This is a genomic window from Paenibacillus sp. MAHUQ-63 (genome assembly GCF_028765165.1).
GTDB lineage: Bacteria > Bacillota > Bacilli > Paenibacillales > NBRC-103111 > Paenibacillus_E.
In genome coordinates this window covers 761,512-774,164 of the sequence record NZ_JARADB010000001.1, presented here as the reverse complement: position 1 = coordinate 774,164, position 12,653 = coordinate 761,512, and the positions used below count along the sequence as shown (strand labels likewise).

Annotated in this window: 8 protein-coding genes; all 8 read left to right on the top strand. The window is 57.1% G+C overall.

Annotated elements, in window-relative coordinates:
- Positions 1 to 23: 23 nt before the first annotated feature.
- Entirely contained in the window at positions 24 to 1,865 is a 1,842-nt protein-coding gene (locus PUT07_RS03470; RefSeq protein ID WP_274466384.1) for a HEAT repeat domain-containing protein, read from the top strand.
- Positions 1,841 to 2,932 (top strand): ATP-binding protein, encoded by a 1,092-nt coding sequence (locus PUT07_RS03465; protein ID WP_274467446.1) that lies wholly within the window; start codon positions 1,841 to 1,843, stop codon positions 2,930 to 2,932. The genes PUT07_RS03470 and PUT07_RS03465 overlap by 25 nt, the downstream gene beginning before the upstream one ends.
- Positions 2,890 to 5,229 carry a DUF5682 family protein gene (locus PUT07_RS03460; protein ID WP_274466383.1) on the top strand — a complete coding sequence of 780 codons (2,340 nt, stop codon included), beginning with the start codon at positions 2,890 to 2,892 and terminating at the stop codon, positions 5,227 to 5,229. Before PUT07_RS03465 ends, PUT07_RS03460 begins: the two co-directional genes overlap by 43 nt.
- Positions 5,230 to 5,232: 3 nt before the next feature.
- Complete coding sequence (locus tag PUT07_RS03455) at positions 5,233 to 6,444, top strand: VWA domain-containing protein (RefSeq protein ID WP_274466382.1); 1,212 nt, start codon at positions 5,233 to 5,235, stop codon at positions 6,442 to 6,444.
- Entirely contained in the window at positions 6,441 to 7,532 is a 1,092-nt protein-coding gene (locus PUT07_RS03450; protein WP_274466381.1) for a hypothetical protein, read from the top strand. Before PUT07_RS03455 ends, PUT07_RS03450 begins: the two co-directional genes overlap by 4 nt.
- A gap of 23 nt (positions 7,533 to 7,555) precedes the next feature.
- The gene (locus PUT07_RS03445) at positions 7,556 to 10,147 is read left to right on the top strand and encodes a helix-turn-helix transcriptional regulator (protein WP_274466380.1); all 2,592 of its coding nucleotides are present in this window, start codon (positions 7,556 to 7,558) and stop codon (positions 10,145 to 10,147) included.
- Positions 10,148 to 10,231: 84 nt separating this feature from the next.
- On the top strand, positions 10,232 to 11,455 hold the full coding sequence (locus tag PUT07_RS03440) for an FAD-dependent oxidoreductase (protein ID WP_274466379.1): 1,224 nt from the start codon (positions 10,232 to 10,234) through the stop codon (positions 11,453 to 11,455).
- A gap of 80 nt (positions 11,456 to 11,535) precedes the next feature.
- Positions 11,536 to 12,492 carry a 3'-5' exoribonuclease YhaM family protein gene (locus PUT07_RS03435; protein WP_274466378.1) on the top strand — a complete coding sequence of 319 codons (957 nt, stop codon included), beginning with the start codon at positions 11,536 to 11,538 and terminating at the stop codon, positions 12,490 to 12,492.
- Positions 12,493 to 12,653 lie beyond the last annotated feature (161 nt).

Here is a 12,653-nt window from a genome sequence, read left to right as displayed (position 1 = left end):
GATGAGAATTAGGAGACGATTCCATGAGCATAGACATTTTGTATGAGCTGCAGCATGAGGTGCGGCGCTTGTTTATTGCGGGGAGCGGTATGGCGGCGGGCGATTTGCGCTTGCAGAAGATGCTTCCCCGCCTGCAGTCGCTGGGCGAGTCCGCTCCGGTGTTCCAACGAATGGCGCAAGCTGTCAGCCAAGTGCTGGAGACGGAAGCGAGCGGCTCGGCCGGGAAGCTGCTGGAGCTGGGCATGCTGCTGAACTCGGTGCTGTATACGCAGGGGAGAACGGAGACGAAGGAATCGCTCGAACCCGTTGCATCAGCATCAGCATCAGCATCAGCAACGGCTGCGCCACTGCCTGCCTCCATCCCTTACCGCAAGCTACATCCGCTCAAGGAGGCACTGACACAGAAAGGCCAGGGCCGAATGGAGCAGCTGCGGATCGGATACGATGAGGGACTGTTTCACGATCTCCGCGTGATTCCCGCAGCAGTGTCTGCGTTAGACGACAGCTACGCGGAGATTCCTGAATTCCTGCACCGTCAAGTGCTGCCCTCAATCGGCGCTGCGGCGCTCCCCGCACTGCGGCAGCAGTTCAACCGGGATGGCGGCAGAGGCGATGCCCGCCGGTTAGAGCTGCTGCATGCCGGGCTGCCTGCCTGGGAAAGCGAGAAGCTCCTGCTTGAAGCTGCGGCGGAAGGCTCGATTGAAGTGCGGGCGGCGGCAGTTGAAAGGCTTGGCTATTATCCGCAGCATGAAGATTTGATCATGGGGTACGCGGACGACAAGAGGAAAGAGATCCGTAAGGCGGCGCTGTACGCTCTATCACGGCTTGGCACGGACGAAGCCGCCGCCCGTCTGTACAAGGCGCTGGGCTCCAAAGATCAGGAATTGGCGATCGAGCCGGTTCAACTATGCGCAGCCGGGGGATTGACGCTCGCCGTTCTAGAGCAAGCCGACAGCATGCTGGCGCGCATCGTTCAGGGAACGAACGTCAAGGACGCAGCCCAGCATTTGATGGCTGACATTCGCAGCCTGCGTGGCAAGAGAGTGCCGGAAGTCGTCCACTTCCTGGAGAAGTTGCTATCGTCGCCGGGCTTCCTCTTACCGGAGACGGATGCCGTACAAGAGGAGGCCGCCGACCTGCTGCTGGCACTGGATATGCCGGAGGCGTACCGTGTGGCCGTTACGCTGTATGAAGCATGCGACCGCAAATTTACTCCGTACAGCTTTCGGGCGGCTCTGCGCATTTTGCCTCCAGAGGCTGTATACGACCGCTTCGCCCGCGAGCTCAAGGACCTCAAATCTCCCGCTGCCAAGGGACTGGTTCGGGTACTCTACGATGAGACCCCTTCGATACATGAACAGCTGTATGGTCAGGAAGACTTCGAAGAGAGTAGATGGGATCCGAGATGGGTGCATCTCTTCATCAAGTTAAACGAAGTGGAGCTGGTCTGCCGGTTCGCCCGGGAGCCCGATCCGAAGGTGACGAAATTTATCGTCGCCAAATGCGAGGAACGGCCTAATTTCAACACGGCGAAGACGGTTCATCTCTTGCTCGTGCTGTTCCGTCAGCAGCATCCGGAGGCGCCGAGGCTGCTCATGGACATCCTGGAAAAGGGTGGAAACAAGCCGTTTTATTATTTGGACCGCCTTCAGCTTACTCTGCTTTCGCTGCTGCCCAAGTCTTATGCGCCTAGCTTACAGCGGTTCGCAGAAGGTTTATCGTACCAAGGAATAAGAAATCAGCTGCTGGACATTGCGGAAACCGTCGCCTCCGCGCAGGAGGCGGAACAGGAGCAAGCGGACAGCTCAAATCAGGAAAAGAAGGGACAGGGATTATGGGGATGGCTCACAAGCAGGATGTTGTAAGATTGCCCTCCGAGCGGCTGTACGCGGAAGAGCTGGAGGCATTGAAGAAACTGGACCAGGACGCGAAACCGGCCGGATGGCAGCTGTCTCCCAAAGCCGTTCTGACCTTTCTGACGGGAGGCCAAGTCAGGGGAGTCAACATTACGCCGAAATACATCGGAAACAAAAGACTCGTCGAGATGGCGATCGCCACGCTTCTGACGGATCGGGCGCTCCTGCTGATCGGGGAGCCGGGTACGGCCAAGTCATGGCTTTCGGAAAATTTGACGGCTGCAATAACCGGGGATTCGGGCCGGGTTATCCAAGGTACGGCAGGCACAAGCGAGGAGCATATCCGCTATTCGTGGAATTATGCGATGCTGCTGGCGCAGGGGCCGTCCGATCAGGCGATTATCAAGAGCCCGATCTTCCGGGCGATGGAGACCGGCGGAATCGCCCGGTTCGAAGAAATATCCCGCTGCGCCTCCGAGGTGCAGGACGCGCTGATCTCCATCCTCTCGGAGAAGACGATAGCGATTCCCGAGCTGAACCGGGAAGTGTTCGCCGCCAGAGGCTTCTCCATCATTGCAACGGCGAACACGCGCGATCGCGGGGTGAATGACATGTCGGCGGCCTTGAAGCGCCGCTTCAATATGATCGTGCTTCCGCCGCCTGCGGATATGGAGACGGAAGTGGAGATCGTGCGCAAGCGGGTCGGCGAAATAGCGGTCAGCTATGAGCTGAAGGCAGCGCTGCCCGACGAAGAGGCCGTGCGGAAGGTGGTGACGATATTCCGCGAGCTGCGCAGCGGGATGTCGCTGGACGGCAAGGAGAAGGTGAAGGGGCCGAGCGGGGTCATCTCCACGGCGGAAGCGATCTCGCTGCTGACCGGCAGCATGGCGCTGGCGGGCAGCTTTGGCAGCGGCAGGATTGAAGAGGAGGATATTGCCGCCGGGCTGCAAGGGGCTATCGTGAAAGACGAGGAGAAGGATCGTCTGGTCTGGAAGGAATATTTGGAAAATGTGATGAAAAAGCGGGGATCGACATGGAGAAATCTGTACTTCGCGTGCTCGGAGATGAACAACTAGCGGACGGCTCGGGATTTCATGTTTTCGGAATTCGGCATCTGTCGCCTGGCGGCGCGCATCATCTGCTGGCTTTCCTGGATGCCGTCAAGCCTACGGCCGTCCTGGTGGAAGGGCCGAGCGACGCGAGCCCGCTCATCGCCGAGCTCACGGCGGACGACGTCAGTCCGCCGGTGGCCATTTTGGCCTATACGGATACGCTGCCGGTAAGAACTTTGCTGTACCCGTACGCCGAATATTCGCCGGAATATCAAGCTTTCCGCTGGGCGAGCCGGCACGGTGCGGAGGCAGCCTTCATCGATCTCCCCGCCGGGCAGGCATTGGCTTTGTATGAGCTGAGGCAGCAGGTGCCTTCGGAGAGCTTTCAAGCCTATGCTCACGAACAGAACGATCTGTACCGGCAGCTGGCTGAGCTGTCCGGAGAGCCGGATTATGAGGCCTATTGGGAACGGCATTTCGAGCATAATTTGCACGAAGATGCTTACCGCCAAGGCATTTACCGGTTTTCCCTGCAGATGCGGGAGCTCACCTCCCCGGGCGAAATGCAGCATGCCCCGCAGGAGGCGGCATATAACGAAATTCGGGAAGCTTATATGCGGCGCCGAATCCGGGAAGCCATCGCATCCGGCCATGACCCGCAGCGAATCGTCGTCGTGACCGGCGCGCATCATGCCTCGGCTATGGATCATCGCCTCCCGGCGATGACGGACGAACAGTGGAAGGGACTGCCCAAGACGAAGGCGAAATTGACGTTAATGCCTTACTCCTACTACAAGCTTTCGTCGCATTCCGGCTATGGGGCAGGTAATCAGGCGCCGGCTTACTTCGAGCTCTTCTGGCAATGCCTGCAGCGGGGGGATCTCCATAGACTTCCGGCTCTGTACTTCTCCCAAGTCGCCGCTTATCTGAGAAAGCATGGCAACTACAGATCGACAGCTTCCCTCATCGAGGGCGTGAGGATGGCGGAAGCGCTGGCCGCTCTGCACGGAGGGAGCCTTCCGACCTGGAAGGATTTACGTGATGCCGCGGTCGTATGCCTCGGCTATGGCGAGCTGTCGACCATCGCGGAAGCGCTGGCCAGAACGGATGTCGGCACGGCGATCGGGAGGCTGCCGGAAGGCGTTAGCCAAACGCCGATTCAGGACGATCTGAACAGACAACTGAAGCGGCTTAAGCTGGAGAAGTACAAGTCGGCCGTAGCAGCGACGCTGGAGCTGGATTTGCGCGAGAACCGCAGGGTGAAATCGGAGGAAGCGGCGTACCTGGACTTGAATCGCTCCGTTCTCCTGCAGCGGCTTACACTGCTCGGCATTCGCTTCGCCAAGCCGCAAAGGGTGAACCAGGATTCCGCTACATGGGCGGAGCACTGGGTGCTGCAGTGGACGCCGGAAGCGGAAATTCAGGTCGTGGAGTCGACGCTGAAAGGGGAGACGATTGAGCTGGCGGCGGCGTTCGTGCTGAAGGAGCAGCTCGAATGCTGCGCAGATATCGCCGAAGCATCCCGTATCGTTCGCATTGCCTGCGACTGCGCTCTAACGAAGGAGATGGAGCGGGCAATAACCGCACTGCACAGGCTAGCGGTGGATGCGGGCAGCTTCGAGCAGGTGGCGGCGGCCGTCTATGAACTGTCGGTGCTGATCCGTTACGGCTCGATCCGCCGGATTGAAACGGAGGAGCTCCTGCCGCTGCTCCGGCAGCTGTTCCTGCGCGGAGCGCTGCTGCTTGCTGGCGCTTCAAGCTGCAATGACGATGCCGCCCACGGCATGGTTCGGGCGATTCAATCGCTGCATGCCGTTGCCGGTGACCACTACGACGTCGTCGATGACGGCTTATGGCTGGCCAAATTGCAGGAGCTGGCTTCACGCGATGATTGCAATGCCAAGCTGTCCGGCTTCGCCTTCGCCCTTTTGCTGGAACGTAATGAAATTCCTGAGGAACGCGTTGCCAGGGAAGTTTCCCGGCGGCTTTCGCCGGGAATACCCGCCGATCTGGGAGCGGGTTGGTTCGAGGGCATGTCCATGCGCAACCGGTATGCGCTGCTCTCAAGAGTTACGCTGTGGCAGCAGCTGGATAGCTATATCGGTTCGCTGGATAAGGAAGCCTTCCATCGTTCGCTCGTTTTCCTGCGCCGGGCCTTCGGCTCGTTCGAGCCCAGGGAGAAAGCGGCAGTGGCCGAAATGATGGGCGACATATGGGGCGTCGGCTCCGTGGCGGCAGGCTCTGTCTTACAGCAGCCTCTAAGCGAGGAAGAGAAGGAGAAGTTGGATGAGCTTGGTGAATTTGACTTTGGAGATTTGTAGCCTATGACGACAATCGATCAGGAGCAATTAAACCGTTGGCGGTTAATACTTGGTGCAGCCGTCGAAGAGAAGCTGCAAGCTTATGGCACAGGCGAAGCTATGCTTGATGAGGAAACGCGGCTTATGGATGAAGCGCTCGCCGCCATTTATGACGACACCTTCGGCGGAGGTGACGCCGGAACGGGTGCGGGCGGTCCCCGCAAAGCGGGGCTAGGCGCATCCATGCCGAAGCTGGCCAAGTGGCTGGGCGATATCCGCACGTTCTTCCCGCCGGATGTCGTTTCTGTCATCCAGGGGGATGCCATCGAGCGCAGGGGCCTCAAGCAGCTGTTGTTCGAGCCGGAGCTGCTGGCTCAGGTGAAGCCGGATATTCAGATGGTGGCTACGCTGATGGCGCTCAAAGGGAAAATCCCCGAGAAGACGAAGGACACGGCCAGACAACTGGTTAAGGCGGTTGTGGATGAGATCGTGAAGCGGCTGTCGCAGGATTTGCGCCGGGCGGTGACCGGCGCGCTGAACCGCAGACAGCACTCGCCGCTGCCGTCGGTGACAGGGCTCGATTGGAAGACGACGATCCGCAAAAATCTCAAGCATTTCGACAAGGAACGAGGACTCCTGCTGCCGGAGAAGGTATATTTCTTCGATCGTGCCAAGCGGAGCAAGGAGTGGACGGTCATTCTCGACATCGATCAGAGCGGTTCGATGGCGGGCTCCGTGATCTACGCCTCGATTGTCGGCTCGATATTCGCCAGCATGCCGGCGCTGGATACGCGCGTCGTTGCTTTCGATACGGAGGTCGTCGATTTGAGCGAGCAATGTGCCGAGGATCCGGTCGACATGCTGTTCGGCATACAGCTTGGCGGCGGAACGGATATTAACAAGTCCATCACATACTGCGCGCCGTTCATTACCGAACCGAAGAAGACGCTGTTTATTCTAGTCTCGGACCTGTACGAAGGCGGCAACCGGACGGAGATGATCCGGAAGCTTGCGGAGATGCACCAAGCCGGCGTCAAGACGATCTGTCTGCTGGCATTGACCGATCAGGGCGTGCCGTCTTACGATGAGGCCGTGGCCAAGAAGCTGTCGCAGTACGGCATTCCATGCTTTGGCTGTTCGCCCGATAAGCTGCCTGAGCTCATTGAAGGCGCCTTGAAGGGGCACGATCTCGGCGTGCTTGCCGAGCGCGTGAAGCAAGGAGGCGGGCAGGGATGATAAGCTGGCTGCAGCGTCTAGTCAGCCTAGTGCTTGTGCTGGTCGTGCTTGCAGGTATTCAAGCGCCGCCGGCGCAGGCCTGCTCACGCGGGCCGACAACGCAGGAAGCGGATTATTTGGCCGCGAACGCTATTTTCTCAGCCACCGTACTGCGCCTGGAGGACGTCTATCCGTCGCAGACGCTGGCCGTTCTCCAGCCGCTCGACGTATATAAAGGGAAGGCCTCTTCTTATGTAGTGACGAACGACGATTCGGATCAATGCGGCGCAAGCCTTGAAGCAGGGAAGACGTATTTATTTTTCGCACAGGGATGGGATATTCCGTATATTAGTGTGTTTGATGCGTATGAGGATGGGACTGAACACATGAAGGCGCTTGTGCAATGGCTTGAGGCGAGAGCGGAGGAGCCTTCGGGCTATAAGGCGGTAGAAGCGTTCAGGCAGGGAGAGATCCGCCTTACGCTGGAGCAGCAGGACCAAGGAAAGATGGATCAAGCGTTCATCTCAAATCATACGGTATATGCTCCTCTTCCGTATATACTCGAAGTATTGGGAAGCATTCCTGCATCTGCAAGGGAACGGCTTCAAGCGGAAACGATCGCATACGGTGAAGAGCGGTTCGTTCCTGTACGGCTCGCCGCCGAGAGCATGGGCTACGAGGTCGGGTGGATCGAGCACAACTCGATGGTCGTGATTCATACGCCGATCGACAAGCGGAAGGGACCGATGACGCTCGCAATGCGCTATCTGATTCAAGTCGGTTTGGAAGGCAGCCTTGAGGTTGACCGTTTGACAAAGGATGAGATTGCGTACCGCTCTTATCATGGACATATGCCGCCGGGTCTGGAGGTTCAGCCACAAACGCACCCTTTCTCCGATATGCTGCAGGAAGAGATCGGGCACAGGAAATACATCCTTGAGTTTTATATGAAAAATGGGCAAAATGATATCCGGCTGTTAGCAGCCCCCGAACTGGTTCGCCGAATCGAAAGCGATTCCGCATTCCGCGCACAGGTAGGGAAGAGGCTGGGCAAGCCGGCCGGCGCGCTGCCGGCGCATCGGCTGGTAACTGCAGCGGATTTCGAGTGAAGAATGTCAAAGGGGAGGATTCGATGAAGCTATTTCAGAATATACCCCTGCTGCCGACCAAATTAAATAGGCCGCAGCAGCCATCGTATCATATCCCCCGGGAGCATTTGATGGCCGGCATGTCCAAGGCGCTATCCTGCAAAGTGACCTTCGTCACGTCGCCGCCGGGCTTCGGCAAAACAACGCTGGTCGGCGAATGGCTGCTGCACGGGTCCGTACCCGTCGCATGGGTTTCCTTGGATCAAGGGGAGAATGACATGCTCCGGTTCTGGACTTATGTCATAGCAGCCTTTCATCGGCTGTATCCAGCGCTCGGCCACAAATCGCTTTCCTTATTGCGAACGATTTCGTTCTCGGCGGAAGAAATGATTGATTGGCTGCTTCATGATTTATTTGACATCCATCATGATGTGCTGCTTGTACTCGATGATTACCATGTGATCGATTCCCAAGAGATCCATTCCCAGGTTGCTTATTTCCTTGACCGTATGCCGCCGCATGTCCATCTTATTCTGCTAAGCCGCAAGCAGCCGCCGATTGCCGTCGGCAAGCTCCGTGCCAGAGGCCAGCTGTGTGAAATCGGTTTGAAGGATTTGCGTTTCTCCCCGGATGAGATGAAGGCGTTCTGGCTGAAGCAAACCGGCGACACGCCTAGTGAAGCGGTTATGCAGCTGTTAACGGAGCGCACGGAGGGGTGGGCGGCCGGCGTTCAGCTGGCTGTGCTCACCCATCTGTCGGGTCATCCCCAGGCGTTGAACGATTTCAAGGGAAATCACCGGTATGTCGTGGATTATTTGATGGAAGAGGTTTTCGACCATATGCCCGATCGCGTTCGGTCGTTCCTGGTGAAAACGTCGGTGTCGGAGCGGATGAACGCCGGACTTTGCTCGGCGCTTATCGGGCGCGATGTTCAGGTGGACGAGCTTCAGGACATGGAGAAAGCGAACTTATTCGTTATTCCCTTGGATGCGGAGAGGCATTGGTACCGGTATCATCATTTGTTCGCCAGCTTCTTGCGCAGCAAGTTGGAGGGGGCGGAAGCGAGCGGTCTCCACAGGGCGGCATGCGAATGGTTTGCGGAGCAAGGCTTCACGGCAGAAGCCGTCGAGCATGCGCTATCGGCAGCGGCGTACGGCCGGGCAGCGGGTCTCATCCTGCAGAGTGCGCCGGAGATGCTCAAGCGAAGGGAGCTGGCCACCCTGCACAGATGGCTGCTGCAGTTGCCGTCCGCTGTGCGGGAGCGTCCGGAAATGCTGATGATTCAAGTGTGGACGGAGCTGCTTCTGGGGCGCAAAGAGCAGACGGAGGTCCACATCCATACGCTGCACCGCGCGCTGCAGCTGCCTGCTCATGCCCTCACGCCGCAATTGATCGGAGTCAGAGAGGATTTGAAAGTGGTCCGGTGCTTTCAGGCCATGCTGGCGGGCGATTTCCCTCTGTGCTATTCCTTGCTGCAGCAGATGTGCGAGGAGGAGAGCCTGCCGGACCTTCAAGATGTGCCGATGCTGTTCAGCATGGGGGTGGAGATGAACGCCGGAAGTTTGCCGCTGATTCGCAGCTATTACGGGTTTCGCGGACGGATCAAACAGGCGAAGCGCTATCACCGGTTATACGGCTCATTCATTGACAAGCACGGGTTTCACGATTACCCGTTCACGGCTTATCAAAGGGCGGCGCTGAGCGAAGTTTGTTATGAGCAGAACCGGCTCGACGAAGCGCTGCGTTGGGCCGACGATGCGGTTCGCCTTGCGAGGTTGAACCGGGTTATGGGGGCTTATGTGCCTGCAGAGATCGTTCGTTCTAAGATCACAAGAGATCGAGAAGGGGCGGAATCTGCTCTTGCCATCCTTCGGGAAGCAATGGCGTATGTGAACGCAGAGGATCTCCCGGGTTCCCGGTGGCACGACCTGCTCTATGCGTATTACATTCGCTGCCGGCTGGAGGTTGGCATTACGGAGGATACCGGCCCATGGATGGCGGCTGCCTCATGGGGCAAAAGAAACGAGATGATCGGCGACCAGGACGACGAGCTGCTGACGTTCATCCGTGTCTTAATGGCCGGAGGCGATATCCGCGAAGCACTTCTATGGTGCGAGAAGCTCATGCGGAAGGCGCAGTCCTCCGGCAGCATCATGACGGAGATCGAGGTTCGGCTGTGTCTGGCGCAAATTCATCACTGGTTGGATGAGCCTCATACGTCGCTGCTTCAGCTGCATAAGGCGCTTTGCTTGGGAGAGCAGGAGGGTTACTTGCGCATATTTGCCGGAAAGGAGCTATCGGCTTTGCTTACCCGCTATGCCGAGGTACGGCGAAGCAAATATATGCCGGACATTCAGTCGGACGGGGTATCGCTGTCTTATCTGCAAAGCATAGTATCTATCGCTCAGGAGGGGCACGCGGGGGAGCGTCAGAGCGCAAGCTCCGTGCATACGCTGACTCCTCGCGAGCGGGAAGTGCTGCAGCTTATGGCGGAGGGCTTGTCGAACAAGGCCATTGCCGAGCGGCTGGTGTTGTCGGAAGGCACGGTGAAGCTGCATCTCCACCGGATCTACAGCAAATTGCAGGTGAACGGGAGAGTGCAGGCGGTTCAGAAAGCGAATGAAAGTAAAATATAACGATCGCATATATCTTTCGTTAGCTGGCCGCACCCCACGCATCTGTTAAGCTGAAAACAGTTCAACAGATGAGGAGTGGAAAGCATGAATTATGATGTGATTGTCGTCGGGGCGCGCGTTGCCGGATCTTCGCTCGCTTATGAATTGTCGCAGGCCGGCTTCAAAGTGCTGCTCGTGGAGCGGTCTGTTTTTCCAAGCGATATGTTGTCGACGCATAACTTTTTTAACAATTCGGTGGCTATGCTTAGGGAAATGGGTGTACTGGACAAGCTGCTGCAGACGGGCACCCCCTTGTACCGGAGGGCTTATGTGCGAATGGACGATGCCGTAATTGACGGCCTGTATCCCGAGGTGTCCGGTGAATCGTGCTGCTTGTGCATCAGACGCAAATATTTAGATTCCATTCTGTTCGAGCATGCGGCAGCTTCACCGCTCGTTACCGCCATTCAAGGGTTTCGGGTTACGGATGTATTGCGGCAAGGCGATACGGTCACTGGTATTGCAGGCGTGGGACGCGATGGCCGTAGAGAGCAATTCACAGCCAGGCTGGTGGTCGGAGCGGACGGCCGCCATTCGACGGTGCGCGATTTGGTGCGGAGCGAGCGGATAATGGCTGTACCGACGGACTATGCTTCGTATGTAGGTTACTTTTCCGGGTATCGGCAGGAGGGGGAGCCTTGTGTGGAGTTTTATAAAATGAGAGATCGTCTGGCGATCCTATTCCCCACTAGCGACGAACTCGTCGTTGTTGGCGTCATGTTTCCGCTGGTGAGCACGGAATGGATGGACAAATTCAAATCCGGACCGGAGGCAGCTTTCCGCGAGCTTGTCGATTGCGGGTTCCCGGACACAGGCTTCCCCGAGCGGTTGCGCGCAGCGAAGCTGGAAGAGCCGGTTCGAGGACTGCTGGGCTATGATAACGACTGGTTTCAAGGGCTGGGCCAGGGCTGGGCGCTTGTCGGAGACGCCGTTTCTTTCAAGGATCCCGCGGTGGGGCAGGGCATGCACGATGCGATCTACGGCGCTCGATTGCTGACCTCGCTCTTATCCGAGGAAGAGGATTGGGCCGGCAATTGGGAACAGTTGGCAGGGCGTTATCAAGCGGCGATGGAGTCCAAGCTGATGTCCCGCTACGGGATGGCTTGCCAAATGACGAAAGTTACTCCCGTTACGGCAGAGCAAGCGATCGTGAATCAAGTTATCGCCGCGAATCCTGCAGTGACGCAGGCATTCCTTGGCATTTATAATTATGCGAACGAACCGGAGGCTTTCGGAGAGATGGTGATGCAGGCGATGCAGGGGCCGTAGAACGACTCTATCATTTTGTATGCCGCCTTTCCTCCATTTTCATAGTATAATAGTTCCTAATGACATATGGAGGAACTAAAATGACGTTAATTAAGCACATGCAAGCCCCAGATGAATTTCTCGGTTTCTATCTAATTAAAGAATTGGAAATTAAACAAACGAATACGACGCCGGCCAAAGATTTCATGGATATCGTGCTGTGCGATGCCAGCGGGCAAGTCACCGCCAAGATGTGGGATGTCAGCGCGGCGGACAAGGAAACCTTTTTCCCGATGACGCTCGTGAAGGTCCAAGGGCTCGTGCAGACATACCGGGATAAATTACAGGTGAAAATCGGGAGAATCCGCAAGGTGCTGCCCGAAGATGGCGTGCAGATGACGGACTTCATCCGGTCGGCTCCCATAAGTCCGATGGATCTCATTCATACGATAAATAACGTTATGGCCAGCATCACGAATGAGGCGGTGAAATCCATCGTATCGTACTGTGTGGCCAAAGTAGGAGAGAAGCTGAACCACTATCCGGCCGCCAAAACGCATCATCACGCATATTTCGCAGGTCTCGCCTATCACATTGTGCGTATGCTGGAAATCGGCGAGTTCATTTGCAAGCAGCGCCCATTCCTTAATCCCGACCTGATTAAAGCGGGTATCATTCTGCACGATATCGCCAAACCGGAAGAAATGACCGCCCAGCTGGGCATCGTCACGGAATACAGCGTGCAGGGCAAGCTGCTCGGTCATATTTCGATGGCGTCGAGCTGGATCACGGAAGCGGCACTGCACCATGGGCTGGACCTGCAGTCCGATGTGGTGATCGGGCTGCAGCACATCGTGCTGTCCCATCATAATTTGCCGGAATGGGGAAGCCCGGTGCTGCCGCAAATCCCGGAAGCCGTCGCCCTGCACTACATCGACTCGATGGATGCGAAGCTCCAGATGGTCGAGGATAGCTTGCAGGTAACGCCGGAAACGGATGCCTGGACCCCGGTTATCCGCGGGTTGGAGAATAAAGCGATGTATCGTTTGAACTTATAATGGGAAGCCGTCAGGATAGTCTGGCGGCGCTTAATAACCGCTTTCCCCGTTATGTGAACAGGGGGGCGGTTATTTTTGCTCTTCTAATGTTTACTTGGTAAAAGAAGGAAAGGTGGTCGGATTGTCGAAATAATGTTAATGCCTATGTCATTGTTCAAGGC

What these genes read in the sequence shown, in the direction of transcription:
- PUT07_RS03470 (WP_274466384.1), top strand. Translation starts at nt 24, where the DNA reads ATGAGCATAGACATTTTGTATGAGCTGCAGCATGAGGTGCGGCGCTTG.
- PUT07_RS03465 (WP_274467446.1), top strand. Translation starts at nt 1,841, where the DNA reads ATGGCTCACAAGCAGGATGTTGTAAGATTGCCCTCCGAGCGGCTGTAC.
- PUT07_RS03460 (WP_274466383.1), top strand. Translation starts at nt 2,890, where the DNA reads ATGGAGAAATCTGTACTTCGCGTGCTCGGAGATGAACAACTAGCGGAC.
- PUT07_RS03455 (WP_274466382.1), top strand. Translation starts at nt 5,233, where the DNA reads ATGACGACAATCGATCAGGAGCAATTAAACCGTTGGCGGTTAATACTT.
- PUT07_RS03450 (WP_274466381.1), top strand. Translation starts at nt 6,441, where the DNA reads ATGATAAGCTGGCTGCAGCGTCTAGTCAGCCTAGTGCTTGTGCTGGTC.
- PUT07_RS03445 (WP_274466380.1), top strand. Translation starts at nt 7,556, where the DNA reads ATGAAGCTATTTCAGAATATACCCCTGCTGCCGACCAAATTAAATAGG.
- PUT07_RS03440 (WP_274466379.1), top strand. Translation starts at nt 10,232, where the DNA reads ATGAATTATGATGTGATTGTCGTCGGGGCGCGCGTTGCCGGATCTTCG.
- PUT07_RS03435 (WP_274466378.1), top strand. Translation starts at nt 11,536, where the DNA reads ATGACGTTAATTAAGCACATGCAAGCCCCAGATGAATTTCTCGGTTTC.